Source organism: Actinomadura sp. J1-007 (assembly GCF_009793335.1).
GTDB lineage: Bacteria > Actinomycetota > Actinomycetes > Streptosporangiales > Streptosporangiaceae > Spirillospora > Spirillospora yumaensis.
On the sequence record NZ_WING01000001.1, the window covers coordinates 6451894 to 6478885 of the forward strand.

At 73.2% G+C, this 26992-nt stretch carries 24 protein-coding genes and 1 pseudogene; 9 read left to right on the forward strand and 16 right to left on the reverse strand.

Annotated features, from left to right (window positions below; translation table 11 throughout):
* Positions 1 to 279: 279 nt before the first annotated feature.
* Together GEV43_RS55250 and GEV43_RS29315 are read left to right on the forward strand one after the other, a co-directional pair.
* The gene (locus GEV43_RS55250) at positions 280 to 1713 is read left to right on the forward strand and encodes a histidine kinase (protein WP_206681319.1); all 1434 of its coding nucleotides are present in this window, start codon (positions 280 to 282) and stop codon (positions 1711 to 1713) included.
* A complete protein-coding gene (locus tag GEV43_RS29315; protein WP_160823445.1) occupies positions 1710 to 2360 on the forward strand; it encodes a response regulator transcription factor in 651 nt (216 codons plus the stop codon). The genes GEV43_RS55250 and GEV43_RS29315 overlap by 4 nt, the downstream gene beginning before the upstream one ends.
* Positions 2361 to 2965: 605 nt before the next feature.
* Here GEV43_RS29315 and GEV43_RS29320 read toward each other — a convergent pair.
* The 3 genes from GEV43_RS29320 to GEV43_RS47680 form a co-directional block, all read right to left on the reverse strand.
* Positions 2966 to 4156, reverse strand: coding sequence for a peptidase M28 (locus GEV43_RS29320; protein ID WP_160823446.1), 1191 nt, complete (start codon positions 4154 to 4156; stop codon positions 2966 to 2968).
* Positions 4157 to 5016: 860 nt separating this feature from the next.
* A complete protein-coding gene (locus GEV43_RS29325) occupies positions 5017 to 5565 on the reverse strand; it encodes a DUF1707 domain-containing protein (protein ID WP_160823447.1) in 549 nt (182 codons plus the stop codon).
* Positions 5566 to 5610: 45 nt separating this feature from the next.
* A complete protein-coding gene (locus tag GEV43_RS47680) occupies positions 5611 to 6633 on the reverse strand; it encodes a PadR family transcriptional regulator (RefSeq protein WP_206681320.1) in 1023 nt (340 codons plus the stop codon).
* A 383-nt stretch (positions 6634 to 7016) separates the two neighbouring features.
* Between GEV43_RS47680 and acnA the strand changes: the two genes are divergently transcribed.
* Positions 7017 to 9731 carry an aconitate hydratase AcnA gene (gene acnA, locus GEV43_RS29335; protein ID WP_160823448.1) on the forward strand — a complete coding sequence of 905 codons (2715 nt, stop codon included), beginning with the start codon at positions 7017 to 7019 and terminating at the stop codon, positions 9729 to 9731.
* 201 nt (positions 9732 to 9932) lie between these two features.
* On the opposite strand, the gene GEV43_RS29340 is transcribed toward acnA, so the two are convergent.
* Entirely contained in the window at positions 9933 to 10547 is a 615-nt protein-coding gene (locus GEV43_RS29340) for a LysE family translocator (protein WP_160823449.1), read from the reverse strand.
* Between the two features lie 86 nt (positions 10548 to 10633).
* On the opposite strand from GEV43_RS29340, the gene GEV43_RS29345 reads away from it, so the two are divergent.
* Genes GEV43_RS29345 through mug form a run of 4 tightly spaced genes read left to right on the forward strand, consistent with a single transcriptional unit; the run spans position 10634 to position 12911 of the window.
* Positions 10634 to 11284 (forward strand): aldo/keto reductase, encoded by a 651-nt coding sequence (locus tag GEV43_RS29345; RefSeq protein WP_309239894.1) that lies wholly within the window; start codon positions 10634 to 10636, stop codon positions 11282 to 11284.
* A complete protein-coding gene (locus tag GEV43_RS55255; protein ID WP_309239895.1) occupies positions 11218 to 11574 on the forward strand; it encodes an aldo/keto reductase in 357 nt (118 codons plus the stop codon). Before GEV43_RS29345 ends, GEV43_RS55255 begins: the two co-directional genes overlap by 67 nt.
* Positions 11575 to 11634: 60 nt before the next feature.
* Positions 11635 to 12354: a sulfite exporter TauE/SafE family protein gene (locus tag GEV43_RS29350; protein ID WP_160823450.1), complete on the forward strand. Its 720-nt coding sequence runs from the start codon at positions 11635 to 11637 to the stop codon at positions 12352 to 12354.
* Complete coding sequence (gene mug / locus GEV43_RS29355; RefSeq protein ID WP_160823451.1) at positions 12354 to 12911, forward strand: G/U mismatch-specific DNA glycosylase; 558 nt, start codon at positions 12354 to 12356, stop codon at positions 12909 to 12911. Before GEV43_RS29350 ends, mug begins: the two co-directional genes overlap by 1 nt.
* Before the next feature lie 125 nt (positions 12912 to 13036).
* On the opposite strand, the gene GEV43_RS29360 is transcribed toward mug, so the two are convergent.
* From GEV43_RS29360 to idi, 7 genes are all read right to left on the reverse strand, one after another.
* Entirely contained in the window at positions 13037 to 13507 is a 471-nt protein-coding gene (locus GEV43_RS29360) for a hypothetical protein (RefSeq protein WP_160823452.1), read from the reverse strand.
* Positions 13508 to 13726: 219 nt separating this feature from the next.
* Positions 13727 to 14368 (reverse strand): class F sortase, encoded by a 642-nt coding sequence (locus tag GEV43_RS29365; RefSeq protein ID WP_160823453.1) that lies wholly within the window; start codon positions 14366 to 14368, stop codon positions 13727 to 13729.
* A 2-nt stretch (positions 14369 to 14370) separates the two neighbouring features.
* Positions 14371 to 15315, reverse strand: a complete 945-nt coding sequence (locus tag GEV43_RS29370) for a hypothetical protein (RefSeq protein WP_160823454.1) — start codon at positions 15313 to 15315, stop codon at positions 14371 to 14373.
* Between the two features lie 189 nt (positions 15316 to 15504).
* Positions 15505 to 16326: a carbohydrate ABC transporter permease gene (locus GEV43_RS29375; RefSeq protein WP_375539061.1), complete on the reverse strand. Its 822-nt coding sequence runs from the start codon at positions 16324 to 16326 to the stop codon at positions 15505 to 15507.
* Positions 16323 to 17315: a carbohydrate ABC transporter permease gene (locus tag GEV43_RS29380; protein ID WP_375539062.1), complete on the reverse strand. Its 993-nt coding sequence runs from the start codon at positions 17313 to 17315 to the stop codon at positions 16323 to 16325. The genes GEV43_RS29375 and GEV43_RS29380 overlap by 4 nt, the downstream gene beginning before the upstream one ends.
* Positions 17312 to 18613, reverse strand: coding sequence for an ABC transporter substrate-binding protein (locus GEV43_RS29385; protein ID WP_241683085.1), 1302 nt, complete (start codon positions 18611 to 18613; stop codon positions 17312 to 17314). Before GEV43_RS29385 ends, GEV43_RS29380 begins: the two co-directional genes overlap by 4 nt.
* Before the next feature lie 185 nt (positions 18614 to 18798).
* A complete protein-coding gene (gene idi, locus GEV43_RS29390; protein ID WP_160823455.1) occupies positions 18799 to 19383 on the reverse strand; it encodes an isopentenyl-diphosphate Delta-isomerase in 585 nt (194 codons plus the stop codon).
* 149 nt (positions 19384 to 19532) lie between these two features.
* Between idi and dxs the strand changes: the two genes are divergently transcribed.
* On the forward strand, positions 19533 to 21449 hold the full coding sequence (gene dxs / locus GEV43_RS29395) for a 1-deoxy-D-xylulose-5-phosphate synthase (protein WP_160823456.1): 1917 nt from the start codon (positions 19533 to 19535) through the stop codon (positions 21447 to 21449).
* Between the two features lie 93 nt (positions 21450 to 21542).
* On the opposite strand, the gene GEV43_RS29400 is transcribed toward dxs, so the two are convergent.
* Both GEV43_RS29400 and GEV43_RS29405 read right to left on the reverse strand, forming a co-directional pair.
* A complete protein-coding gene (locus GEV43_RS29400; protein WP_160823457.1) occupies positions 21543 to 21794 on the reverse strand; it encodes a hypothetical protein in 252 nt (83 codons plus the stop codon).
* Positions 21795 to 21907: 113 nt separating this feature from the next.
* Complete coding sequence (locus tag GEV43_RS29405; protein WP_160823458.1) at positions 21908 to 22183, reverse strand: hypothetical protein; 276 nt, start codon at positions 22181 to 22183, stop codon at positions 21908 to 21910.
* 278 nt (positions 22184 to 22461) lie between these two features.
* Here GEV43_RS29405 and GEV43_RS29410 point away from each other — a divergent pair, with 278 nt between their 5' ends.
* A complete protein-coding gene (locus tag GEV43_RS29410) occupies positions 22462 to 23439 on the forward strand; it encodes a hypothetical protein (protein WP_160823459.1) in 978 nt (325 codons plus the stop codon).
* A gap of 34 nt (positions 23440 to 23473) precedes the next feature.
* Here the strand turns inward: GEV43_RS29410 and GEV43_RS29415 are convergent, their stop codons facing one another.
* The 3 genes and pseudogenes from GEV43_RS29415 to GEV43_RS29425 all read right to left on the reverse strand — a co-directional run bounded on the left by GEV43_RS29415 (position 23474) and on the right by GEV43_RS29425 (position 26989).
* Entirely contained in the window at positions 23474 to 23839 is a 366-nt protein-coding gene (locus tag GEV43_RS29415; protein ID WP_160823460.1) for a hypothetical protein, read from the reverse strand.
* A gap of 211 nt (positions 23840 to 24050) precedes the next feature.
* A pseudogene (locus GEV43_RS29420) lies at positions 24051 to 25405 on the reverse strand (FAD-dependent oxidoreductase).
* Between the two features lie 99 nt (positions 25406 to 25504).
* Complete coding sequence (locus GEV43_RS29425; RefSeq protein ID WP_160823461.1) at positions 25505 to 26989, reverse strand: amino acid permease; 1485 nt, start codon at positions 26987 to 26989, stop codon at positions 25505 to 25507.
* Between the last annotated feature and the right edge of the window lie 3 nt (positions 26990 to 26992).

A 26992-nucleotide genomic window follows, 5' to 3' on the forward strand; every position in this document is an offset into this window, starting at 1 on the left:
GCGCGGCATCCTGAACGGCCCGGCTCGGCTCGACCCTTCCGACCGGCCGGTCCGGGCCGACCCTTCCGGCCGGTCACGTCGCAGCTTCACCTTCATGCCTCGATCTCAGCCGAACGGGCCGGGGCGGCGGCAGCGGTGAACGTCGGGTCCTGGTCATCCGTCCGGTGTGACCCCGCCCTCCGGACGGACGGTCCGATGCGACTTTCGTCGCATGGGCGAGGGTCCGCGTGCTCCGTTCGCGGGATGGGTGCGAGGGGGCTGGCTGCGTACGGTGTCCTTGTGCGACTCCTCCAGCGCCTCCAGCCTTTCGCGCCGTCGGTCTGGCGGCACAGAATCCGGGGGATCGACGTGTTCTCCGATGTCGTGGTGGTGCTGCTCGCCGCCGCGGCGAGCATGGGCGTCGTCGCCGAACGCGGGTCGATGCTGCGGCCGTACGGCGGCGCGACCGCGGGCGTCCTCGTGCTGACGGCGTGCGCGCTGGCGTTCCGGCGGCGGGCGCCGCTGGCGGTCGCGTGGGTCACCGTCGCCCCGATGGCCGCGCTTCATGTGGTGGAGACGGTCGCCCCCGGCACGCTGCTGCGCCTCGGACCCGGCGTGGACGTGGGTCCGGTGCCGTGCTGGACCCCGGCCGTGCCGTTCGCCGCGTACGCCGCGATGGCGTACGGCGGAAACAGCCGATTCCCCCGCACGCGCGCGGCGCCGCTCGTCCTGATGGCCGTCCTCATCCTGCTGGTGACGGAGATCCTCCCCGACACGGTCGCGCGGTCCGTCGCCGGCCGTGACACCGACACGCTCGAAGGGATGGTCTTCCGCAGCGTCGTCCTGCTCGCCGGCGGCGCCCTGCTCGGCCTCTACGTCGCCGCGCGCCGCCGCGTCGTCCAGGGACTCACCGAACGCACCGAGCGCGCCGAGCGCGAACGGCACCTGCTCGCCGAGCAGGCCCGCGCCGACGAGCGCGCCCGCCTCGCCGCCGAGATGCACGACGTCGTCGCGCACCGGGTCACGCTGATGGTCCTCCAGGCGGGCGCGCTCCGCGTGCGCGCGCCCGACGAGCCGACCCGCGCCGCGGCCGAGGAACTGCGCGGCACCGGCTGCCAGGCCCTGGACGAGCTCCGCGACGTCATCGGGCTGCTGCGCCGCACCGCCGAGGGCGGTGACGCGCCGTCCGGCGACGCGTCCGCGCCGGGCCCGCTGCCCGACCTGTCCACGCTGATCGAGGAGTCGGCGTCGGTGGGCGTCCCGGTCGAACTGGCCGAGGAGGGAGACCCGCCGCTCGCCTCGCCCGTCGCCGGCCGCACCGCCTACCGGGTCGTCCAGGAGGCGCTGACCAACGTGCGCAAGCACGCCCCGGGCGCCCGCGTACGTGTCGAGGCCCACTACCGGGTCGACGGCGTGCGGCTCACCGTCCGCAACACCGCGCCGACCGGTACCGCCGATGCCGACCTCGCGGGCAGCGGATCCGGCGCGGGCCTCGCCGGCCTGCGCGAACGCGTCGAAGTGATCGGCGGGACGTTCCGCGCGGAACGCGACCCGGACGGCGGATTCACCGTCGAGGCGTCCCTCCCCGCCTTCGTCCCGACCGCCGCCGTACCGGCTCCCCGCGCCGCGTCCGCCGGACTGTCCGAGCCGTCCGGCATGATGCCCGGGACGGCGTCCGCCGCCGGCCGGGAGGCGGCTCAGCGGACGGGCGCGGAACGGGGGCCGATGCCATGATCAGTGTGCTCGTGGTGGACGACGAGCCGATGGTCTGCGCCCACCTGCGCACGATCCTCGGCGCCGCGCCCGACCTCGACGTGGTCGGCGAGGCGCACGACGGGGCCGCCGGGGTCGAGGCCGCGATCCGGCACCGCCCCGCCGTCGTGCTGATGGACCTGCGGATGCCCGGCGTGGACGGCCTGACCGCCATCGAACGCATCGCGGCGCTCCGTTCGCCCCCGGCCGTGGTCGCGCTCACCACGTTCGACGCCGACCACTACGTGCTGGGGGCGATGCGCGCCGGGGCCGCGGGCTTCCTGCTGAAGTCCACGCCGCCCGAGGACCTGGTCGAGCTGGTGCGCGTCGCCGCCGACGGCCACACCGTCCTGTCCGCCGCCGCGACCCGCCGCCTCGTCGCCGCCGCGGGCGACCGGCAGTCCGCCCGCGACCGCGGCCGCGCCCTGCTCCGCGACCTCACCGAACGCGAGAGCGAGGTGCTCGGCTGCCTAGGCGAGGGCCTCTCGAACGCCCAGATCGCAGACCACCTCCACCTCAGCGAGGCCACCGTCAAAGGCTACGTCTCCCGAGTCCTGGACAAACTCGGCTGCACCAACCGCACCCAAGCCGGCCTCATCGCCCACGAATCCGGCCTCACAACCCCCTGAACGCCCCGAAGCCCTCATGAACAGCCGCGAACGCCCCGCCGGTCCGATGACCGCTTCGACTTCCCCTCGAACGTCCTGTCCGCCCGCGCACGCCTTGTCCGCTCGCGAACGCCCTGTCCGTCCGCGAAGGCCGCGCCCGTCCGCGAACGCCCTGCCCGTCCGCGAATGCTCCGCCGCCCGCGAAGGCCGCGCCCGTCCGCGAACGCCCTGCCCGTCCGCGAATGCTCCGCCGCCCACGAACGCCCCGCCGTCCGCGAACGCCCTGCCCGCCCGCGAATGCCCCGTCGCGCCTGCAAACGGGGTCGGCTCCTCCTTGTGAACGGCCCAAACGACTTCGCGAACGGCCGCCCTGCGTGAGCAGTCCGCCGCACCCGCGTGATGGGTTCGTCCGCCAGTGAATTCGTCTGCCAGTGAACCGGCCAGCCCGTCTGCGACCGGTCGCTCCGCCTCGCGGACGGCCCGTTCGCCGTGTGAACGTCTGGCCGTGAACGGTTCATCCATGGCGGGAACGGTTCATCCGCCTGTGAACGGCCCGAGAGCCCAGGGAACAGCTTGGTCTCCCCATGAAAGAACCGTCCGCCCTGTGAAAGTTCCGGGCGCGTGGCTCAGTGCGGGGTCAGCGCTCGTGCCACGGCCTCCGCAACCTGCGCCGCGTCCGCCATCTGCCCGTAGGCCACTTGCCCGTACGGGACGAGAGGAGGCGTGGAGACCAGGCAGGCCGTCGGATATCCATGGCCGCGCGCGACGGACGCGACGGTCGCCGTGGCACGCAGGACGGGTCCGCGCCCCGGAGTGTAGAGGGCCACGCCCTGCTCCACGGCGCAGCGGGCCACCAGTTCGCCGAACGTCCCGTCATGCCGGACAGGCCACAGTGCCCCTTCCGCGCCGAGCAGGACGAGTTCGCCTGCGCCCGGCTCGTCCAGATCGAGGAACCACGTCGTACCGCGCGCCAGCCCAGGGGAGCGGTCGCGCGCGAACGCCCGCGCTCCCTCCTGCCCGCCGTGAGCAGCACCCGCGGACAGCAGCACAACCCGCAACCCGTGCAGCGGGCGCCTGCGCACCGACTCGGCGAACGCGACCAGAACGGCCACGCCCCCGAGCCCGCCGACGCCCGGCGGAACATCGCGGCCGGTGGGACGGGAGGGGCGGGCGTCCGCGTCGAGGTACGCGATGAACGTCGAGGCCAGGGCGCTGACCACGGTCCCCGAACGACGCGCCCCGGAGTGGCCTGTGGCCGCGCCCGCCGCGACGAGCAGTGCGCCCAACGGCAGCGGCCACCAGACCGGCAGCGTACGGACGTCGCGCCCGAAGAGCCACCGCCGCCCGAACCGGCTTGGCCGTCCCGACGAGGTGTGGTGGGCGGTGACCACGAGGGTCCGGCGGGCGTTCGGGTCGCCGAGCCCGGCGACCACGTTGCACGCCGTGCGCCGCCTGGCCAGCGCGGCGCGGGCGAGGCGGCGGCCGTGCGCGAGTTCGTCCACGAGACCCACCGTGGCGACCGCGCCCGCGAGGGCGCCGAGCAGGCGTGACCGCGCGCCGAGCAGGCCCGCCGCCGTCGCCAACGCGGCCAGCGCCCAGAGCGGGAGCGCGTACGACGGGTACGCCGGGACCTCCTCCACGCGCGCCCTCGCACCGACCGCCCGCAGCCGGTCCGCGATCAGGTGTGCCGCCTCCCGCTCCCCCGGGGAGCAGGGCGGCCGGTCGATCACCGCGAGCCGTTCGACGGTGGCGCGCAGGGCCGCCTCGTCCGGCCTGCCCGCCGGCGACACCGGATGCAGGAACCTCTCGGAGGTCATGCCGAGACGGTGTCACGATTCCCCAGGACGGTCCATGGCCGGCACCGGCACCCCTCCACCCCACCCACGCCTACCCGCCCCCGCCCTCGCCGAGCAGCCCCCGCCCGCACTCGAGCCGCGCCCGTCCACGTCTAGCCGCGCCCGCCCTCGCCGAGCAGCCCCCGCCCGCACTCGAGCCGCGCCCGTCCACGTCTAGCCGCGCCCGCCCTCGCCGAGCAGCCCCCGCCCGCACTCGAGCCGCGCCCGTCCACGTCTAGCCGTGCCCGCCCTCGGGTGAGCCGCACCCACCTCGTGGGAGCCGCCCCCGCCCGCGCCTAGCCGCCCCCGCCCACGTGCGAGCCACGCTGGCCGCGTGCGCCCTCGCATGACCCGCACTTGTCCTGGCGGAGCCGCGCCAGTCCTCGCATGAGCCACCCCCGCCCACGGCTAACCGCCCGCACCCTTACGAGAGACGCGCCCGTCCACGCTGATCCGCGCCCTTCCTGGCACGACCCGCACCCGTCCACGCGTGAGCCGCCCCCGCCCACGGCTAGCCGCGCCCGCCCTGGCGAGAGCCGCGCCCTTCCACGCGTGAGCCGCGCCCGTCCTGGCGCGAGCCGCACCCCGTTCCCACGCCCGTCCTCGCGCGAGCCACCCCCGCCCACGGCTAGCCGCCCCCGCCCTCGCGAGCCATCCTCTCCTCGCGTGAGCCACTCCGCCCCCGCCCGCGTCCGCGCCAGCCCCCGCGCTCGCCTGGGCTGCGCCGGGCCGCCCCACGCCCGTACGTCCCGTCCTGGCCGCTCCACACCGCCTCCCGCGCGAGCCGCGCCCCGGACCCGAACCCGGCCGAGCCGAGCCGCCCCCGTGGGTGTCCGTGCGGTTCAGGGGAGGCGGCGGGCGCGGCGTGTGGAGATGGCGAGGGCCAGGGCGCGGACGATCCAGACGATCATCGCGATGTGCAGGACCGTGAGGATCGCCACGCCCGCTCCCGCGGTGAACGTGACGATCAGGAACACCGCCATCAGCACCGGGAACGCCGCGAACGGCGGGTGCCGGTGGCCGTGTCCCCGCGCCGGACGGCCACCGTGGTACGCCGCGAGCCGCGCGTGGCCGTGCCGCCCCCGGACGGGGTGTCCGAACGGCCCCTCGAACGGTCTGAACGGCACGCCGGAGCCGGGCCCGAACGCGGGGCCGTACTGCGGGCCGAGCGCGGCTCGGGCGGCCTCCGAACGGTCCGGCAGCCCGTTCGGCCCCGGCAGGTCGTCGACGATCGCGCGCAGCGCGCCGAACGTCTTCGCCGCCAGCGCGGCGTCCAACCGCTCGTCGAGCTCCTCGCGGTCGAGCCTGCCCGCCGCGAAATGCTCGTGCAGCGCGGCGGTCACCGCGTCCCGCTCGGCGTCGCCGACGCGGATGTCATCGGTGCGAGTCACCGTCTACTCCCTGGATGGTGTCGGTCGGTGTCGGATACGCGTCGCTTACGGTGCGGCCGTCACGCCGCCGTCGTCCGGACCGTCCTCTGCCGGGCCTCCGCTGCCTGCTGGGCCGCTGCCGCCTGAGCTTCCGCCGCCTCGCGGGCCGTCTTCCGCGGAGGTGCCTTCTGCGGACGAGTCGTTCGCGGAGGACGGGGTGGCGTCGTCGGCGAGGATTCGGTAGAGGCTTCGGCGCGCCGCGGACAGGACGTCCCTGGCCGCGGTGACCTGCTCGGGGGTTCCGGAGTGGACGATCTGCATCACCGCCGCGCCGGTCTGCGCCGCCTGCTTGAACAGGTCGGGCACGCCCTCGCCGTACTCGGGCGCCATCCCGGCCCAGGGCTCGGACAGCTCGTCGGCGTGCTCCTCCACGTACGCGCGGCCCTCGTCGGTGAGGCGGAACGTGCGGCGTCCGCCGCCCTCCTCGCCGCTGATCAGGCCCTCGTCGGCGAGCTGCTGGAGCGCCGGGTAGACCGCGCCGGGGCTCGGCTTCCAGGCGCCGTCGCTGCGCTCGTTGATCTCCTGGATGATCTGGTAGCCGTTGCGGGGTTCCTCGGCCAGCAGCGCGAGGATCGCCGCGCGGACGTTGCCCTTGGGCGCTTTCGGCCCCCGGCCCCAGGGGCCGCCGCGTCCTCCGCGCGCCCACGGGGGACGGCCGGGGCCCCAGCCGCCGGGCGGGCCCCACGGCCCCGGACCGCCGCCGAACATCCAGCCGAAGCCCGGCCCGTCCCCACGCGAACGAGGCCCCCGCCCGTGGCCGTGCCCCGGCCCGTGTCCCGGCCCGCGCTCCGGCCCGTCCCCGAAGCCACCAGGCCCCTGCCCGAAGCCGGGCCCCTGCCCGAAGCCGGGCCCGTCTCCGAAGCCGGGCCCGTGCCCCGGTCCGCGCCCATGACCGGGCCCGTACCCCCGCCCGTGCCCATGCCCGTGCCCCGCCGCGGCGTGGGCGAGTTTCGCTCCGAGTGCGGCTGCGGCCAGTGCCCAGCGCAGGTCGGGGCCGGTTCCGTGCGCGTGCCCATGTCCGTGTCCCATGTTCTGCACCACCTTCTGAGATCTCTCTAAGACCTCTCGCGATACGCCAACGATATATCGAGAACGTTCGGAACGGCCACCCGGTTCCCGGCTCTTTCGCTACCTGCAAGTAACTTGATATCGAGATAAATCGGAGTTACCTTGACGTCAAGAGAAAAGCTGTCGAAGTTAGGCGGACCCGAGTCGTGAGCAGGGTCTTGACTACGGCAGGATCAATGGGGGACGAGCACCCGTTCCGCCGGGCGCCGACGCGGCCGACACGTCGCGCCGCGCGCGCCCGCGAGGGCGACCGGGAACGAAGACGACCAGACTGAAGATCGAGAAGACCACGCCGCGCGCTCACGATCCGGACCGGACGCGCGGTGCCGACGGAGGAGGAGTCCGTGTCAGCGAACAGCTTCGGCAGCCGCAACACGCTGCGGGTGGGCGAGAAGTCGTACGAGATCTACCGGCTGGACGCCGTCGAGGGCTCGGCCCGACTCCCGTACAGCCTCAAGGTCCTCCTGGAGAACCTGCTGCGCACCGAGGACGGCGCCAACGTCACCGCCGACCACATCCGCGCCCTCGCCGGCTGGGACGCGAGCGCGCAGCCGAGCAAGGAGATCCAGTTCACGCCCGCGCGCGTGATCATGCAGGACTTCACGGGCGTGCCGTGCGTGGTGGACCTGGCGACGATGCGCGAGGCGGTGCGCGACCTCGGCGGTGACCCGGCGAGGATCAACCCGCTCGCCCCGGCCGAGATGGTCATCGACCACTCGGTCATCGTCGACTACTTCGGCTCGCCCGACGCGTTCGAGCGCAACGTGCGGGTGGAGTACGAGCGCAACAAGGAGCGCTACCAGTTCCTGCGCTGGGGGCAGACCGCGTTCGACGAGTTCAAGGTCGTGCCGCCCGGCACCGGCATCGTGCACCAGGTCAACATCGAGCACCTGGCCCGCGTGGTGTTCGACCGGGACGGCGTCGCCTACCCCGACACCTGCGTCGGCACCGACTCGCACACCACCATGGAGAACGGGATCGGCGTCCTCGGCTGGGGCGTCGGCGGCATCGAGGCCGAGGCCGCGATGCTCGGCCAGCCGATCTCGATGCTCATCCCGCGCGTGGTCGGGTTCAAGCTGACCGGCGAGCTGAACGCCGGCACCACCGCCACCGACCTCGTGCTCACCATCACCGAGATGCTGCGCAAGCACGGCGTGGTCGGCAAGTTCGTCGAGTTCTACGGCGAGGGCGTGCACGCGCTGCCGCTCGCCAACCGCGCCACGATCGGCAACATGAGCCCCGAGTTCGGCTCCACCTGCGCGATCTTCCCGATCGACGACGAGACCCTGTCGTACCTGCGCCTGACCGGCCGCAGCGACGAGCAGATCGCGCTGGTCGAGGCGTACGCCAAGGAGCAGGGCATGTGGCTCGACCCGGCCGTCGAGCCGGAGTTCTCCGAGTACCTCGAACTCGACCTCGCGACCGTCGTGCCGTCCCTCGCCGGGCCGAAGCGCCCGCAGGACCGCATCTCCCTCTCCTCCGCCAAGGAGACCTGGCGCCGCGACGTGCAGAACTACGTCCGCGACGGCGACGAGGCGGGCATGGAGAGCTTCCCCGCGTCCGACGCCCCGGCCGAGCCCGCCAACGGCGACCGCCCGCACCGCCGCGTCACCGTGAACATGGAGGACGGCAGCACCTTCGAGCTCGACCACGGGCACGTCGCCGTCGCCGCGATCACCTCCTGCACCAACACCTCCAACCCGTACGTGATGATCGCCGCGGGCCTGCTCGCCAAGAACGCCGTGGAGAAGGGCCTGACCCGCAAGCCGTGGGTCAAGACGTCCCTCGCCCCCGGCTCGCAGGCCGTCACCGACTACTACGAGCGCGCGGGCCTCACCCCCTACCTCGACAAGATCGGCTTCAACCTCGTCGGGTACGGCTGCACGACCTGCATCGGCAACACCGGGCCGCTCCAGCCGGAGATCTCCAAGGCGGTCAACGACAACGACCTCGCGGTCACCGCGGTGCTGTCCGGCAACCGCAACTTCGAGGGCCGCATCAGCCCCGACGTGAAGATGAACTACCTGGCCTCGCCGCCGCTGGTCATCGCCTACGCGCTCGCGGGCACGATGGACATCGACATCCTGAACGACCCGATCGCCGAGGGCACCGACGGCCCGGTCTACCTCAAGGACCTCTGGCCCGCCCCGGCGCAGGTCGCCGAGATCGTCCAGTCGTCCATCGGCCAGGAGATGTACACCCGCAACTACGCCGACGTCTTCAAGGGCGACGAGCGCTGGACCGGCCTGGACATCCCCACCGGCAACACCTTCGAGTGGGACCCGTCCTCGACCTACGTCCGCAAGGCCCCCTACTTCGAGGGCATGCAGACCGAGCCGGCGCCGGTCACCGACATCCACGGCGCCCGCGTGCTCGCCAAGCTCGCCGACTCGGTCACCACCGACCACATCTCGCCCGCCGGGTCCATCAAGGTCGGCACGCCCGCCGCGCAGTACCTCCAGGACAACGGCGTCGCGGTCAAGGACTTCAACTCCTACGGCTCGCGCCGCGGCAACCACGAGGTCATGATCCGCGGCACGTTCGCCAACATCCGGCTGCGCAACCAGCTCCTGGACAACGTCGAGGGCGGCTACACCCGCGACTTCACCCAGGAGGGCGCGCCCCAGTCGTTCATCTACGACGCCGCGCAGAACTACGCCGCGCAGGGCACGCCGCTGGTCGTCATCGCGGGCAAGGAGTACGGCTCCGGCTCGTCCCGCGACTGGGCCGCCAAGGGCACCGCGCTGCTCGGCGTCCGCGCCGTCATCGCCGAGTCGTACGAGCGCATCCACCGCTCGAACCTCATCGGCATGGGCGTCCTGCCGCTCCAGTTCAAGGACGGCGAGTCCGCCGCGACCCTGGGCCTGGACGGCACCGAGACGTTCGACATCACGGGCGTCGAGGCCCTCAACGAGGGCGGCGTCCCGTCCGAGGTGACGGTCAAGGCCGACGGCAAGGAGTTCAAGGCCGTCGTCCGCATCGACACCCCCGGAGAGGCCGACTACTACCGCAACGGAGGCATCATGCAGTACGTCCTCCGCAGCCTCCTCCGCAAGTAACCGAACACGCGACCGGGCCGCCTCCCCCCCGGGAGGCGGCCCGACCCGCGTCCACGTCGAACCCCCACCCAGCCCGCACGTCCCGCCCCGGCAAAGTCGCCCCGCACGCGTTCAACGCACCCGTTCAACGCACGCGAGTCAACGGCCGAACGATCCGCTTTCCTGACCACCGCCCGGAGTGCGGCGCCCACTGGGAACAGGTCAGAGTTCGGTGGCCAGGCGGAGGCCGAAGGCGATGAAGGCCAGGCCCATGAACTGCTGGACGCGGCGGCGGACGGCGGGGCGGGACAGGGCGCGGCGGGCGGCGCCGGCGACGCCGACCAGGGCGCCCGACCACAGCAGGCCGAGGGCGGCGTGGATCCCGGCGAACAGCATGCTCGTCCCGAAGACCGGTGCACCGTGCGGCACGAACTGCGGCAGCAGGCTCATGTAGAACACGCCGATCTTGGGGTTGAGCAGGTTGGTGACCAGGCCCGTGCGGAGCGCGGCGAGGCCGGAGGGCGGCGCGCCGGGGTCCTCGGCGGCGGGGGCGCGGCGGGCCTGCCAGAGCGCCCGTGCGCCCAGGCAGAGCAGGTAGCAGGCGCCCGCGGCGCGCAGCGCGTCGAACGCCAGGCGGGACGCGGCGAGCAGCGCGGTCAGCCCGGCGGCGCTCGCGACGGCCCAGGCCAGGCAGCCGGACGCGATGCCGAGGCCGGCCAGGGCGCCCGCGCGGCGGCCGCCGGAGACGGTGGTGCGCAGGACGAGCATCGTGTCCAGGCCGGGCGTGACGGTCATCAGGGCGGCGACGGCGGTGAACGCGAGGCAGGCGGCGAGCATGGGGCATCGTCTCACGAGGTTCTGAACCAGGGTTCTTCCGGGCCGTAACTGGAATACCGGTCCTAGGACCATGATTGGAAGAGGATATGGCTGGCATCACAAAGAAGATCGGCGACCTCGACGTCTTCCCGCTGTCCCTCGGCGGCAACGTGTTCGGCTGGACGGCCGACCGCGACACCTCGTACCGGGTGCTGGACGCCTACACGGCGGCCGGGGGCGACTTCATCGACACCGCGGACGCGTACTCGGCGTGGGTCGAGGGCAACCGGGGCGGCGAGTCGGAAGAGATCATCGGGGCGTGGATGGAGGCGCGGCGCAACCGCGGCGACGTGGTCATCGGGACGAAGGTGGGCGCGTCCCCCGACCGCAGGGGCCTGTCGCCCGCCAACATCAAGGGCGCCGTCGAGGACTCGCTGCGCCGCCTGCGCACCGACTACATCGACCTGTACTACACGCACCGCGACGACCCCTCGGTGCCGGTCGAGGACATCATGACGTCCCTGGACGGCCTCGTCCGGGACGGCAAGGTCCGGGAGATCGCGGTGTCCAACATCGAGCCCGAACGGCTCCAGGCGTCCCTGGAGTTCTCCGAGCGGGAGGGGCTGGCCCGGTACGCCGCGATCCAGCCGCACTACAACCTCGTGTCCCGCGACACGTACGAGGGCCGCGGATGGACCTGGCACGGCGGTACGGGCTCGCCGCCGTCCCGTACTACGCGCTCGCGTCCGGGTTCCTGACCGGCAAGTACCGGCCCGGCGCGGACGTCGACAGCCAGCGCGCGGGCAAGGCCGGGGAGTACCTGAAGAGCGAGCGCGGGCAGAGGGTGCTGGCCGCGCTCGACGCCGTCGCCGGTGAACGGGGCGCCTCCGTCGCGTCCGTGGCCGTGGCGTGGCTCGCCGCCCAGCCGACCGTCGTCGCGCCGCTCGCGAGCGCCCGCACCGTCGAGCAGCTCCAGCCGCTCCTGGACGCCGTCCGGCTGGACCTGTCGTCCGAGGACGTGGCCCGCCTGACCGAAGCGTCCGCCTGATCCGCTCTCGGGTTTTATCGAGTCGCCCATCGGAAAAGTCGAGATGTAGCGTTCCGCGGCGTGCCCCATCTCGACTTCCTCCTCGTCGGCGGGCTGGCCGCGCTGCTCGGCGCCGTCGTGCAGAGCAGCGTCGGCCTCGGCGTCGGCCTGGTCGCCACCCCGATCGTCACGATGCTGTTCCCGGCGCTCATGCCGGGCTCGATCCTCGTCGCGGCGTGCGTGCTGCCCCTCGCGACGCTGGCGAAGGAGGTCGCGCACGCCGACCTGAAAGGACTCGGATGGGCGTTCGGCGGACGGCTCGCCGGGACGCCGCTCGGCGTGTGGGTCGTCGCCGCCGTACCGGCGCGGGCGCTCGGCGCGGCGATCGGCGGCGTGGTGCTCGCCGCGCTCGCCACCACCGCGTGGTCGGCGCGCGTGCCCCGGAATCCCGCGACGCTGGTCACGGCCGGGCTGGTCGCCGGGGCGACGGGCACGGCCTCCGCGATCGGCGGCCCGCCGATCGCGCTGCTGTACCAGCGGGAGAGCGGGCCGACGGTGCGCGCGACGCTCGCCGTGTTCTTCACCGTCGGCGCGCTGATCTCGCTCGTGACGCTGGCGGCGGTCGGACGGCTCCCGTTCCGGCAGGTCACCGCGGGCCTCGCGCTGACCCCGTTCGTGCTCGCCGGGTTCGCCGCGGCCGGGCCGCTGCGCCGCTACCTGGACGCCGGGCGGATGCGGACCGCCCTGCTGGTCGTCGTCGGCCTGTCCGCCGTGGTGCTGGTCGTCCGTAGCCTGGTCTGATGCGACCCACCAAAGCCGACCTGGAGGCCGCCCGCGACCGGTTCGTCCCCGACGTCCTGCCGGAGGAGGGCGCGCCCCTGGCGGTGCTGTTCTGCGGGATCAACCCCGGCCTGTACTCCGGGGCCACCGGACGGCACTTCGCGCGCCCCGGCAACCGCTTCTGGCCCGCCCTGCACGCCTCCGGCTTCACCGAACGGCGGCTCTCCCCGGACGAGCAGGATCTGCTGCCCTCGTACGGGCTCGGCATCACCAACCTCGCGCACCGCACCACCGCCCGCGCCGACGAGCTCACGGCCGCCGAGCTGAGGGAGGGCGGCGAACGGCTCGTCGCCCTCGTCGAACGGCACCGTCCCGCCTACCTCGCCGTCGCGGGCGTCACCGCGTACCGCACGGCCTTCGGACGCCCCCGCACGCAGATCGGCCCGCAGGACGACACGATCGGCCCCTCCCGCGTCTGGGTCCTCCCCAACCCCAGCGGCCTCAACGCGAGCTGGCCCCTGCCCCGGATGGCCGAGGAGTTCGCCCGCCTGCGCGTGGCGGCCGAGAGCGGAGGCTGAGGTGGTTGGGTGCTCCATCGCGTTCGAGGACGGCCTCAACGCGAGCTGGCCCCCGCTCCGCGTGGCCGAGGGGTTCGCCCGTCTGCGCGTGGCGGCCGAGGAGACGTTCGCGACCTGAGGGCGGGTCAGCCGTGCGGGTCGGAGACGGCGCCCGCGACGCTCGCCGCGGTCGCCGCCGCGGCGGTGGAGAACATCGCCTTGATCTCGGCGACGAGAGCCGGCTTGGGCTCCCACATGTCGGTACGGCCGAGCGCGACGATCGGGCGGGGGAGCGCCCGCACGTTCGCGAGCCGCCAGTGGTGCAGGCCGGGCGCCGCCCACGGGCCGCAGTCGCACGCGCCGCCGGACGCGGCGGCCGAGCAGACGCCCTCCAGGTCGGCGACCGCGATGACCGCGCCGATCGCGGCCAGCGGGTCGGACGGGTCCCAGCCCGCCGCCTGGACGAGCGGCGAGTCGCAGGCCGTCAGGTCCACGCGCATCGAGGCGTGGATGAGCAGCGGGCCGCGGTAGGCGGTCGGCAGCCCCTGGTTCGAGACGGGCTTGGCGCCCCGCGCGATCGTGAAAGCCCAGGGCTGCTGAACGCTGATCGCCTGCACGCCGTCACCTTCCGAGCCGTTGCCGTCGTCTGCCGTCGTCTGCCGTGCTTCTGGTCGTGCCGTCGTGCCGTCGTGCCGTGGTCCCGGTCGCCGTTCCCGGCGGGACCGGTGCCCGCCGGGGCGTCGCGCCCGCCCCGCCTCACGGACCGTGTCCGGAGAGGGTAGGCGGATACCCGACAAAAGAACAACGGCGCGAGCGGCCGCATGGTTCGAACCGGCTCAGGACCGCACCAGCCGCGTGTACACGATCACGTTGTCCACGTAGTGCCCGGTCCTCGGGTTGAACGTCCCGCCGCAGGTCACCAGCCGCAGCGCCGGGTAGTCGAGGTCCTCGGCGTACACCTTCTCGCCGGGGAACGACGCCTTGGCGACCCGTTCGACCCGTTGCACCGCGAACGTCGCCGTGCCGCCGTCCTCGCGGCCCACCCGCACCCGGTCGCCGGGCTTCAGGTCCTTCAGGCGGTAGAACACGGCGGCCCGCTTGTTGGCGTCCACGTGGCCGAGGATCACCGACGGGCCGCCCTCGCCCGGGGTCGGGCCCTCCTTCCACCAGCCGGCGAGGTTGGGACGGCTGAGCGGCGGCTCCTGGATGCGCCCGTCCGGCTTGAGGCCGAGTTGCGAGACGGGCGCCGAGACGCCGAGCCTGGGGATCGCGATGGTCTTGGGGAGCGAGCGCGCCAGCGGCGCGGCGTACGACGCCGGGACGGCCGGCGTGCCCGCCGCGACGCCGCCCGGCGCGACCGGGGCGTCGTCGCGCTCGGCCCCGCCGCCACCGCATCCCGCGAGGGCCGCGGCCAGCGCGAGGCCGCAGGCCGCCGTGCCGAGAGCACGGCGGCCCGCGGCGGTGCCTTGGGGACGCACGGTCAGGCGTTCTCCTTCGCGGCGGAACGCGCGGCGCGCCGGCGCAGCGCCAGCCCGCCGAGGCCGGCCGCCGCGACCAGCGCGGCCGAGCCGCCCGCGTACAGCGCGCCGCCGCCGTTCCCGCCCGTGCCGGACATGGTGCCGTCACCGGTGTCGGGCGCGCCCTTCGGAACGGTCGGCGACCCGTTGCCGACCTGCTTCTTGCCGGGCTTGGTGCTGTAGACCTTCGACCCGTACTGCGCGCACGTGATCCGGACGTTGACGACCGAGGGGAGCGTCTTCTTGAACGTCGCCGTCGCGCCCCACTTCGGCGCGTCGGACTCGGTGCCCTCGTCGCCGAGCTCCTTGAACTCCGGCTCCTTCACGAACGACGCCGACGTGGCCGTCACCTCGGTCGGGCACGTCACCTTCATGCCGAACTTCCCGCCGGGCAGGACGGTCCGCGTCGACAGCTCGATCTTGTCGAACCCGAACCGGAACTTCTCCGGCTCGTCCGGCGGCTCCGTCCCGTCCTTCACCTTCGCCGTGAGGGTGAGCTGCTGCGCGACCTTGTCCACCTCGCACGTGAACTGGGTCGTGTAGGGCTTCCCGAGTTCGAGGTTCTTGCGCGAGAGGGCCTTGGCCGTCCACTCGCCGGGCTTCGCGCCCTTCTCGAACGTGCCCGGCGCGTTGTCGCCGAAGATGTCGTTCGTCTTGCCGAGCACGGGCTCGGTGTCGCAGCCCTTGGCCGTGACGGTCAGCTCCTGACCCGGCGTGAACGGATTGGGGGTGGCGTTGATCGTCGGGGCGTCGGCCACGCGCAGCTTCGGGGCGGGCCGGGCGTCGGTGCGCGGCTCGTCGCTCGGGCCCTTGGGCTGGAGCGGGCCGTCGGCGGACGCGGGAACGGCCAGGCTGAGCAGGACGGCACCGGATACGGCGCTCGCCGCGGCGAGTCGTTTGATGCCCATATGGCTCCTTGCCTCGTGATTGGGCGCGCGGATCCCATTGATCACTCCTGTGACGCGCGACACCCCTTCGAGGTTGACCGGCGAAGCCGTTTCTTTCGTGAACATCCGGGGAACGGCCCGCCGGACGCACCCCGCGCCCCGCGCATCCCCGCCGCGCCCGCCGACCCGCCGCGTCCGGCGTGCCGCGCGTCAGCCCTTCAGCGCGCCCGCCATGAGGCCGCGCATGAAGAACCGTCCGAGCAGCAGGTAGACCAGGAGCGTCGGCAGCGAGGCGAGCAGCGCGGACGCCATCTGCACGTTGTACGACACGGCGGCCGCTCCCGACCCGGCGGTGTTGTTGAGCAGCACGGTCACCGGCCAGCTGTCGGGCGCGCCGAGGAACACCGCGAACAGGAAGTCGTTCCACATCGAGGTGAACTGCCAGATCAGCGTCACGGCGAACGCGGGGCCCGACACCGGCAGCACGATCGACCAGTACGTACGGAACATCCCGGCGCCGTCCACCCGGGCCGCCTCCAGCAGCTCGTCCGGGATCGTGACGTAGTAGTTCCGGAAGATCAGCGTGCAGATCGGGATGCCGTAGACGACGTGCGCGAGGACCAGGCCGCGGATGGTGCCGACCAGCTCCATGTCGGTCAGCAGCCCGGCCAGCGGGATCATGACCGCCTGGTACGGGATGAACATCCCGAACAGGAACAGCGCGAACACCGCGTCCGCTCCGGGGAAGCGCCACTTGCTCAGCACGAACCCGTTCAGCGAGCCGAGCACCGCCGAGATCAGCGAGCCCGACACCGCGATCTTGACGCTGTTCTCCAGGCCGGGCCGCAGCGTGTCCCACGCGGTGCTCCAGCCGGACCAGCTCCAGTGCTGGGGGAGGTTCCAGGCCGTGCTGGGGTCGGCCTCTTGCAACGACTTGAAGCTCGTGACGACCAGCACGTACACCGGCATCAGGAACAGGACCACGAACGCGAGCAGCAGCACCGGGCGCGCGATCCGCACCGTGCCCCTCACCGGCCCGCCCTCCGGTCCGCGCGCACCGACCACACCAGGTACGGGATCACGAGCAGCCCCACCGCGATCAGCAGGTAGGTGGCGATGGTCGCGCCGTTGGCCGGGTCGTGCCGGTCGAACACCTCGACGTACGTCGCGATCGCCGGGACGTAGGTGATGATCTGCTTGCCCGCGATCGCCATGATGAGGTCGAAGACCTTCAGCGAGATGTGCCCGAGGATGATCAGCGCGGACAGCGTCACCGGGCGCAGCTGGGGGAACACCACGTAGCGGTACACCTTCCACTCCGACGCGCCGTCCACCCGGGCCGCCTCGCGCAGGTCCTCGGGGACGGCGCGGAATCCGGCCAGGTACAGCGCCATCACGTAACCGGACATCTGCCAGATCGCGGGCAGCGCCATCGCCGCCATGCCCCAGTCCTGGTTCTGCCACCAGTCGTTGGCGAGCGCGCCGAGGCCCGTCTTGTCGAAGAGCTGGTTGAGGCCGACGGCGCGCTCGGGCGGGGCCGGGTTCATCAGCCAGCGCCACACGACCCCGCTCGCGATGAACGAGATGGCCATCGGGAACAGGTAGATCGCGCGGAACCCGGCCTCGCCCTTGATCCCCTTGTCCATCAGGAACGCCAGGAACGCGCCGAGCACCAGCGCGCCGATGACGAACACGGCCGTGAACAGCAGCGCGTGCTTCACCGCGCCCGGCCAGCTCGGCTGGTCCCACAGGTCGACGAAGTTCCTGCCCTTGTCGAACTTGTAGGGCGACACCTCGTCGTGCTTGCCGCTGACCGCGACCCGCGTGTTCCAGAAGATCAGCCCGTACACGAACAGGCCGATCGCCACGATCGACGGCGCGAGCAGGAGCAGGCCCGGCAGCCACCGCCGCGTCCGGCCAGGGAGAAGGCGGGCGGCGCGGTCCCCGAGGCCGCCCCGCCGGCCCTCGCGGGCCGGCGGGCGCTCCCCGGGGTCCTCGCCGCTCCCCGGAGCGGACCTCACTGCGCGTTGCTCTTGGCCGCGCTGACGAGCGATGCCTGGAGCTTGGCGGCGTCCTTGTTCTGGAGGAAGAGGCCGACGGCGGTGTCGATGTCGGTGTGCCACTTCTTCGACGCGTTCACGCCGTGCCAGAACGAGCCCGCGAGCTTGACGCCGGGCTTGTTCCACTCGTTGAACGCGTACTCCAGGTAGCCCTTGTAGAGGCTCTTGTCGGCGTCCTTGCGCGCGGGGATCGAGCCCTTCTTCGGGTTGAACAGGTCCTGGCCCTCCTTGCTCCCGACCTCCTTCAGCCAGGCGAGCGCCCCGCCGCGGTGCGGCGCGCCCTTCGGGAGGGTGAAGCTGTCCGACAGCCACATGTAGGTGCCGTCGGTGCCGGGGGACGGCGCGTACTTGAAGTCGGTGTCGAGCTTCTTGCCGAGCCCGTTCGGGGCGGTGCCGGTGAAGTAGCCGTACGCCCAGTCGCCCATGATGTTGAACGCGGCCTTGCCGTCCACGACGGCCTTGGCGGCGCCCTGCCAGTCGGTGGACGCGGCCTCGGCGGTGGTGTACTTGACGATCTCGGCGTAGTCGTTCAGCGCGGTCGTGACGGCGGTGCTGCCCCAGTCGGCGCCCGGCTTCCACAGCGCGTTGTAGGCGTCGGCGCCGAGGTCGCCGAGCAGGACGTTCTCCAGCAGGTGGTCGGCGGTCCACTGCGCGCCGAGCGACAGCGGCACCTTGCCCGTCTTGTCCTTGACCGCCTTCAGCGCGGTCTTGAACTCGGCGATCGTCTTCGGCGGCCCGGAGATCCCCGCGTCCTTCAGGATGCCCGGGTTGTACCAGAGCATGTTGGAGCGGTGGATGTTCACCGGCACCGAGTAGATCTTGCCCTGGTAGGTGATCTGCTGGAGGAGCTGCTGCGGGTAGGCGGCCTTCAGGCTGTTCTCGTCGTAGAACGAGTCGAGCGGCTCGATCTGCCCGGCCTTGATGTAGTCGAGCAGCTCCGCGCCCGCGTGGCCCTGGAACGAGTCCGGCGGCTTGCGGTTCTGGAGCCGGCTCGCCAGCACCGCCTGGGCCTGTGTCCCAGAACCGCCCGCGATGGCCGCGTTGGTGAACTTCGTCCCTGGATTCTTCTTCTCGAAGTCGGCCTTCATCGCCGCGAGCCCGTCGGCCTCGCCCGGCCCGGTCCACCACGAGAAGACCTCGACCTCGGACTTGTCGTTGCCGCCCTTGCTGTCGCCGCCGCCGCAGCCGGACGCCGCCAGCACGGCGCCGAGGGCCACGGCGGCGAGGACGGTCATCCGATTGCCCGCACGTACCAGCATCGCCAGTCCCTTCCGTTACCCCGAGGAACAAGCGTCCGCTTCGGAACAACCGAGGGTCAACACCGGCCGCCGAAAAGTGATCGCGCGGTTATCGTGCGGCACCCCGAAGAGTGATCAACCGCGCCGCCCGGCAGGTGGCGGCGCCTGGAACGTTCGAGCGGCGGCGCGCGCGGGACCGCGGACGGTCACCAGGCGAGCGCGGGCGGCAGCGCGCCCGGCCCCGCGTCGGGCCAGTCGAGCGGCGGCCCGAGCGGGGCCAGCTCGGCGAGCTGGAGCCGGTACCACGGCGAGGACTCGGGCCGTCCGGCCAGCTCCAGGCAGCGCTCCCACGGCCACCACTCGGCCCGTTCGACCTCCTCGGCGTTGAGGCTGAGCCGGGCCGCCGCGCCGTCGTCCACGAGGGCCCGCACCACCGGGCAGCGCTCGTGCTCCAGCGTGCCGTCCTCGGCGGTCGCCCGGTAGCGGAACGACGGCAGCACCGAGGTGAGCGCGGCGCCCGGCAGGCCGAGCTCGTCGCGCAGCCGCCGCAGCACCGCGTCCCGCAGCCCCTCGCCCGGGGCCGGGTGGCCGCAGCAGCTCCCCGTCCACACGCCCGGGAACGTCCGCTTGCCGAGGGCCCGCTGGGTGATCAGGACCCGGCCCGCGCCGTCCACGGCATAGCAGGAGAACGCGAGGTGGTACGGGGTGTCCGCATGGTGGCTCGGCGCCTTGGGGGCCGTTCCGATCGCCTCGTCGTCCTCGTTGAGCAGCACGATCTCTTCAACGCCCATGCACACTTCCTACCGTATTCGCGCACGTGCGGTCCGTAGGTTCGGGTGGTGACAGACACGCGCCCCACGGCATGTCGCGGGAAAAGCAGGACTAAACTCGGGCAGGTCCGACGACGGGGGCGGGGGAGCCTTCGATAGAGGAGTTGAGCGTGAGCTTGCTGGAGTCGATCACAGGTCCGCGTGACCTCAGGCGACTGGACGCCACGCAGTTGCCGCGCCTCGCCGAGGAGATCCGCGCGTTCCTCGTGGACGCCGTCTCCAAGACCGGGGGGCACCTGGGTCCGAACCTCGGCGTGGTGGAGCTGACCATGGCGCTGCACCGGGTGTTCGAGTCGCCCAAGGACAGGATCCTCTTCGACACGGGGCACCAGGCGTACGTCCACAAGATGCTCACCGGCCGCCAGGACTTCGGCCTGCTGCGCCGCCGCGGCGGCGTGTCGGGCTACCCGAGCCGGGCCGAGTCCGAGCACGACGTCATCGAGAACTCGCACGCCTCGACCGTGCTGTCCTACGCCGACGGCCTCGCCAAGGCGTTCCAGCTCCGCGGCGAGGACGACCGCGCGGTCGTCGCGGTCGTCGGCGACGGCGCCCTCACCGGCGGGATGTGCTGGGAGGCGCTCAACAACATCGCGGCGGGCACCGACCGCCCCGTCATCATCGTGGTCAACGACAACGGCCGCTCGTACTCCCCGACGATCGGCGGCCTCGCGAGCCACCTCGCCGACCTGCGCGTCACGCAGGGCTACGAGCACGCGCTCGACCTCATCAAGCGCACCGTCCCGCGCGCGCCGGTCGTCGGCAACGTCGCCTACGAGGCGCTGCACGGCATCAAGAAGGGCCTCAAGGACGTCCTCCAGCCGCAGGCGATGTTCGAGGACCTCGGCATGAAGTACGTCGGGCCGATCGACGGCCACGACGAGGAGGCCGTCGAGCACGCGCTGCGCCGCGCCCGCGGCTTCGGCCGCCCGGTGATCGTGCACGCCATCACCCGCAAGGGCCAGGGCTACGCGCCCGCCGAGAACGACACCGAGGACTGCATGCACGGCGCGGGCGCGTTCGACCCCGCCACCGGCAAGTCCGCCAAGAAGCCCGGCAACCCGGGCTGGACGAAGGTCTTCGGCGAGGAGATGGTCGCGCTCGGGCACGAGCGCGACGACCTGGTGGCGATCACCGCCGCGATGCTCCACCCGGTCGGCCTCGCGCCGTTCGCCGAGGCGTTCCCGCGCCGCACCTACGACGTCGGCATCGCCGAGCAGCACGCGGTGACCTCCGCGACCGGGCTCGCGCTCGGCGGCATGCACCCGGTCGTCGCGGTCTACGCCACGTTCCTCAACCGGGCGTTCGACCAGGTCCTGATGGACGTCGCGCTGCACCGGCAGCCGGTGACGTTCGCGCTCGACCGCGCCGGGGTCACCGGCGACGACGGCGCCAGCCACAACGGCATGTGGGACCTGTCGATCCTCCAGATCGTCCCGGGCCTGCGGGTCGCGGTGCCGCGCGACGGCGCGCGCCTGCGCGAGCTGCTGCGCGAGTGCGTGGCGGTCTCGGACGGCCCGACCGCGCTGCGCTACCCGAAGGGCCCGACCCCCGACGACGTCGAGGCGGTCGACCGGGCCGGCGGGATGGACGTCCTCGCCCGCCAGGACGGCTCCAACGGCACCCGCGTGCTGCTCGTCGCGGTCGGCGCGATGGCCGCGACCGCGATCGAGGCCGCCGAGCTGATCGCGGCCCAGGGCATCGGCGTCACCGTCCTCGACCCGCGCTGGGTCAAGCCGCTCGACGCCGCCCTGCCCGGCCTCGCCGCCGAGCACGCGCTCGTCGCCGTCGCCGAGGACAACGGCCGCACCGGCGCCGTCGGCGACGCGGTGGCGCGGGAGCTGCGCGACGCCGGGGTGGACGTGCCGGTCCGCACGTTCGGCATCCCGCAGGAGTTCCTGGAGCACGCCGCCCGCGCGGAGATCCTCGCCGAGGTCGGCCTCACCCCGCAGGCGCTCGCCCGCGACGTCACCGAGGCCGTCGCCAAGCTCACCTCCGTCGAGACGCGCGAGCCCGCGACCTCCGACTGACGCCCGGGGCCGGACGGCCGGACGGCCCCGCCGCGTACGGCGGGGCCGCCCTGGGAGCGCCGCGCTCGGGCGGCGGAGGACCCGGTCCCCGGGTCAGCGGGCGCGGCTGTAGGTGCGGTGGACGGTCGCGCCGTCCGGGCCCGCCCGGTAGTAGGTGTCGACGAAGTAGACGCGGCCGTGCCGGTCGGCGTGGGCGACGCGGATGTGCAGGCTGGCGCCGTGGGCGCCCGAGCTCGCGTCGCTGTGCAGGTACCGCGCGTCGGCCTGCGCCGCGGCCGGGGCCGCCAGCAGGACGCCGAGCGAGGCGGCCGCGGTGACGGCGGCGCGCGAGAAGCTGAAGGTCATCGCATTCTTCTTCCAGGAGTCCGGTCCCGAAGGCTTCCGGTCCAAACAGGGGCGGTCCCGCCCGTTGCACGGGCGGGACCTGCCGGGTGTCGCTCCCGGCGATGCCGGCTGGGTCAGTCGGCGGCGCTCACGGTGCCGAAGGACGTGGCGCCGAGCGGTCCGGCGGTCTGGGTGAACTTCCCGTAGAAGACGCCCCCGTGGCCCTTGTGCTTGCCCTTGCCGTGGTGGCCGCCGACCGCCCCGGAGACCAGTCCGCTGGAGACGGCGCCGCCGGGGCCGGCCGCCTTGCCGCTCTGGCCGTGGAAGGTGTCGGCCATCGCGGCCGGCGCGAGCAGCGCGGTGCCCGCCACCGCGAAGCCGACGATGGTGATCCGCTGGATCCTGTTCATATGATTTGTTTCCCCCTCTTGCCGGGTCGCGCCCGTTGTCACGGCCCGGGTCGTGATTCGCGGCAGCCGTCCCCGCATGGCCGGATTCCGGCTGATCGCGAACTGTCACGACGGTCACTACCCGTCCACGCCCCGGCAAACACGGACCGTGAGCAATGGTCACTTTGGGTAGTCATAGCGAGGGATTGGATCAGACGGCCGTTTTCCGCGCGCCCTTCCGGGTCAGGTATCGGGCCGGGCGTGGACGGCACGCCCCGCCGACGGGGGAGGGCACGAACATGATCATGCGACGACGGGGCGCGGCGCGGCGCGCCGCGCGGACGGCGGCGCCGCTGGCGCCGGGGCTGGCGCTGCTGGCGGCCGGCCTGGCCGTCCCGGGCACGGCCGCGGCGGCCGCGGCCCCGGCATCGCCCGTCAGGTGCACCGGCGGCGTCGGCGACGTGCCGGCCCTCGTCGCCGCCGTGCGCGCCGGGGGAGCGGTGGTGCTCGCCCCCGGCTGCACGTACCGGGTGACCAGGAAGTACGGCGCGACCTCCGTCCTGCCGACGATCACCACCGACACCGCGCTCAACGGCCGCGGCGCCACCATCGCCTGGGAGGGCGCGGAGGACGTGGTCAGCGCGTTCGACGTCGAGGGGCCCGTCCGGTTCTCGCTGCGGAGCCTGGTCGTCACGAGCAGCCGCCTGCCCCTGCCGTCGCTGGTGCGGTCCCGCGACGCGCGCTCGGTCACCGTCCACAACAGCATGGTGGTCGGCAAGGCGAGCCAGGGCACCGGCCTGAGCGAGGGCCTGGACGGCCTGCTGGGCGCCGGGCCCGAGCCGCGGCCCGTCACCGGCCTCGCCGAGGGCGGCGACCCCGCCGCGAGCGGGGTGCACGGCACCGCGGACGCCTTCTCCGGCGTGACGCCCGGCGCGATCGCCGGTCAGTCGCCCGCCGCCGAGGCGGGATCCGGCGTGAGCCTCCCCGGTGCGGGAAGCCGGGGCGAGGGCCGGGGGAGCGGCTCGGCCGTCGGCGCGTGCGGCGGCGCGAAGAGCCGCCCGAGGTCGCCGGCCTCGACGCCGGGCGGCGCGATCGCGCCGGGCCTCGCGCCCGCGCCGGGCCTCGCAACTGCGCCGGGGCTCGCGCCCGCGCCGGGCCTCGCGCCCGGTCTGCGCGGCAGGCCCGCCGCGGGCCGTCCCTGCAAGACCAGCGCCGTGACCAACGTGGCGACGGCCGCGGGCGCGAAGCACACCGCCTGCTGCGTGCTCCGCAGGTAGCGGGGACGCGCGAGCGGCGCGGCGCTCCGCCCCGTCAGACGCCTTCGGCGGACAGGAGCTGCCAGAAGTGCGTGATCGAGGCGGACGACGTGCCGAGGTCGCGGCCGGAGTAGGTCCACCGGCCCCGCAGCCGCCACGGGCGCCCGGCGCCGTCCTGGAGGAACACCTGGAGCGGGAAGCACGCGTCGTGCGCGCGGATGACGCCGGCCGGGTCGACCGAGGCGTTCATGTCGGGCTCGCCTTCGCAGCGGACGCCCATCACCGCCGTCCCCGGATCCTGGCGCAGGAGCCCCCGCGTCAGGTCGTACACCAGGACGGACACGTAGTCCGGGCCGAGCCACCTCAGATCGGGCAGCGCGCCGGGAGGGGGAAAGCCGTACAGCTCTGGACCGCCGGTCACACGCGCACGGTAGCGCTCTGATCACGCCGCCGTCACTATTTCGCGGCGGCGTCTTCCGGCCGTTCGGTCCTTTGCCGCGATTGGCCCGGAAGGTAACGCGATTCGGCGGCGCGCGGGCGGGAGCGCCGACCGTTCGACGGCCCGCGCCCCTCGCGCGACCGCGAACGGCCGCCGGACGCGCTCGGCCGGGGCGCCGTTCCCGGGCGGCCGGTCAGTCGGTCTGGACGGGGCGGCAGGCCGAGCGCATCGCCTCCCACCGCGCGAGCTTGACGCGCTCGCCGCGGTCGAGGCTGCGGGCGAGGGCGATCTCGGCGGCGTCGAGGTTCAGCCAGTCGGTGTAGGTGACCACGGGCAGGCCGCGCGATTCGAGCAGGTCCTCGATGGAACGGGTCGGCCGCTCGCCGGCGGGGTCGAGGTCCTCCAGCAGGTTGCGGACGGTCTCGGCGGCGTCGGACTTGTTGGTGCCGACGACGCCGGTCGGGCCGCGCTTGATCCATCCGGCGACGTACTCGCGGGGACCGGCGCGCCGTCCTTGCCGAGGACGCGCCCGCCGTCGTTCGGCACGACGTAGGAGCGCTCGTCGAACGGGACGCCGTCGAGCGGGACGCTCTGGTAGCCGACCGAGCGCAGCACCATGCCGACGGGCAGCGTCTCGTACTCCCCGGTGCCGGTGACGCGGCCGTTCTCGTCCAGCGCCGTGCGCTCCAGCCGGAGGCCCTCGACCGCGCCGGTCCCGACGATCTCGACGGGCGCGCGCCAGAACCGCACGTCCACGCGGCGGGCGCGGCCGGCGGGCGGCTCGGCGGTCCAGCCGCTCAGCACCTTGAGGTTGCCGCGGACGTGCCGGTCGTTCTCGGCGGCCTCGGCGCTCGCGGGGTCGAGCTCCATGTCCTCGGGGCGGACGTGGATCCCGGCGTTCGGCAGCTCGCCGAGCTCGCGCGCCTCCTTGGTGGTGAACTTCGCCTGCGCGGGCCCGCGCCGCCCGACCATGTGGACGCGGCGGACGCGGCTGCGCGACAGCGCGTCCAGCACGTGCTCGGGGATGTCGGTCTCACGCAGTTCCTCGACGGTCTTGGCGAGGATCCGCACCACGTCCACGGCCACGTTGCCGACGCCGATCACGGCGACCTCCTCGACCGACAGGTCGAAGTCGTGGTCGGCGGCGTCGGGGTGCCCGCAGTACCAGTTGACGAAGTCGGTGGCGGCGACGCTGCCGGGCAGGTCCTCGCCGGGGATGCCGAGCTGCCGGTCGACCATCGCGCCGGTCGAGTAGATCACCGCGTCGTAGCAGTCCAGCAGGTCGGCGCGGGAGACGTCGCGGCCGAGCTCCACGCAGCCGAGGAACCGGACCGCCGGGTTCTCCAGCACGCGCTGGAGGTAGCGGGCGATCGACTTGATCGACTTGTGGTCGGGCGCGACCCCGTACCGGACGAGGCCGTACGGGGTCGGCAGCCGGTCGAACACGTCCACCCGGACGGTGTCGCCGGTCTGCTTCACGAGGGCCTCGGCGGCGTACAGCCCGGCGGGGCCGGAGCCGACGACCGCGACGCGCACAGGATCTGCCATCCGGCCATTGTGCCTACGCGGAGGGCAAAAGGACACAGTGAGCCGGATCACGGTGCGGCGTGGAACCCCTGCGCCCAGGGGGTTCGCGGGGCGGACGGGTCAGCGGGTGACGGCGGGGACCTCGCGCCGCAGGCGGCTGTTGCGGTGGCCGTACGCGAAGTACAGCACCGCGCCGAGCGCCATCCACACCAGGAACCGCAGCCACGTCTCGACCGGCAGGTTGAGCATCACGAACAGGCACGCCAGCACCGACAGCACCGGGACCAGCGGCACCAGCGGGGTGCGGAACGCGCGCGGCAGCTCGGGCCGCGTGCGGCGCAGGATCGCCACGCCCGCCGACACGACCAGGAACGCGAACAGCGTGCCGATGTTGACCAGCTCGGCGAGCTTGGCGAGCGGGATGAACCCGGCGAGCACCGCCACGATGAGGCCCATCAGGATCGTCGTGCGGTACGGCGTGCCGAAGCGCGGGTGGACGGCGGCCATCCACGGCGGCAGGAGCCCGTCGCGGCTCATCGCGAAGAACACCCGGCTCTGCCCGAGCAGCAGGATCATCACCACGCTGGTCAGCCCGGCGACCGCGCCGACGCTGATCACGGTCGCGAACCCGGGGTGCCCGACGGCCTTGAACGCGTCGGCGAGCGGCGCGGCGTCGCTGAGGTCCTTGTAGTTGCTCATGCCGACCACGACGAGGGACACCGCCGCGTACAGCAGGGCCGTGACGACCAGCGACCCGATCAGCCCGATCGGCAGGTCCCGCTGCGGGCGCCGCGCCTCCTCCGCCGCGGTGGCGACGATGTCGAACCCGATGTAGGCGAAGAAGACGATGGCGATCGCGGCGAAGACGCCGAGCCAGCCGAAGCTGACCGGCGTGATGCCGAACAGCACCTGGATGAGCGGCGCCGCGCCGCCCTCCACCGCCGGGGTGGACTCCGACGGCGGGATGAACGGCGAGTAGTTGGAGCCCTTGACGAAGAACAGCCCGGCGACGATCACCAGCAGCACCACGAACACCTTGACCGTCACGATCACGGCGTTGAACCGCGAGGAGATCTTGACGCCGAGCACGAGCAGCGCGCTGACGGCGGCGACGAGCACCATCGCGGGGACGTTCACCACGCCGCCGGCCTCGCCCGGCGGCCCGGCGATCGCGTCCGGCACGGTGATCCCGGCGTCGCCGAGCAGCGAGACCGCGTACCCGGACCAGCCGACCGACACCACCGCCGCGGCGAGCGCGAACTCCAGGATGAGGTCCCAGCCGATGATCCACGCCGGGAACTCGCCCAGCGTCGCGTACGAGAAGGTGTAGGCCGACCCCGCGACCGGGACCGTGGACGCGAACTCGGCGTAGCAGAGCGCGGCGAGCCCGCACACGACGGCCGCGAGGACGAACGACAGCGCGACCGCCGGCCCGGCCCGGTCCTTGGCGACCTGCCCGGTCAGCACGAAGATCCCGGTGCCGATGACGACCCCGATGCCGAACACGACCAGGTCGAACGCCGACAGCTCGCGCTTGAGCCGGTGCCCCGGCTCCTCGGTGTCGCTGATCGACTGCTCGATCGTCTTCGTGCGCAACAGGTTCACCAA

Coding starts and splice junctions, on each gene's coding strand:
- GEV43_RS29345 (WP_309239894.1), top strand. CDS start 10,634: ATGGCTGGCATCACAAAGAAGATCGGCGACCTCGACGTCTTCCCGCTG.
- GEV43_RS29400 (WP_160823457.1), bottom strand. CDS start 21,794: ATGACCTTCAGCTTCTCGCGCGCCGCCGTCACCGCGGCCGCCTCGCTC.
- GEV43_RS55255 (WP_309239895.1), top strand. CDS start 11,218: ATGGACCTGGCACGGCGGTACGGGCTCGCCGCCGTCCCGTACTACGCG.
- mug (WP_160823451.1), top strand. CDS start 12,354: ATGCGACCCACCAAAGCCGACCTGGAGGCCGCCCGCGACCGGTTCGTC.
- GEV43_RS29410 (WP_160823459.1), top strand. CDS start 22,462: ATGATCATGCGACGACGGGGCGCGGCGCGGCGCGCCGCGCGGACGGCG.
- GEV43_RS29315 (WP_160823445.1), top strand. CDS start 1,710: ATGATCAGTGTGCTCGTGGTGGACGACGAGCCGATGGTCTGCGCCCAC.
- GEV43_RS29340 (WP_160823449.1), bottom strand. CDS start 10,547: ATGCTCGCCGCCTGCCTCGCGTTCACCGCCGTCGCCGCCCTGATGACC.
- GEV43_RS29320 (WP_160823446.1), bottom strand. CDS start 4,156: ATGACCTCCGAGAGGTTCCTGCATCCGGTGTCGCCGGCGGGCAGGCCG.
- GEV43_RS29370 (WP_160823454.1), bottom strand. CDS start 15,315: ATGGGCATCAAACGACTCGCCGCGGCGAGCGCCGTATCCGGTGCCGTC.
- GEV43_RS29405 (WP_160823458.1), bottom strand. CDS start 22,183: ATGAACAGGATCCAGCGGATCACCATCGTCGGCTTCGCGGTGGCGGGC.
- GEV43_RS29385 (WP_241683085.1), bottom strand. CDS start 18,613: ATGCTGGTACGTGCGGGCAATCGGATGACCGTCCTCGCCGCCGTGGCC.
- idi (WP_160823455.1), bottom strand. CDS start 19,383: ATGGGCGTTGAAGAGATCGTGCTGCTCAACGAGGACGACGAGGCGATC.
- GEV43_RS47680 (WP_206681320.1), bottom strand. CDS start 6,633: ATGGGACACGGACATGGGCACGCGCACGGAACCGGCCCCGACCTGCGC.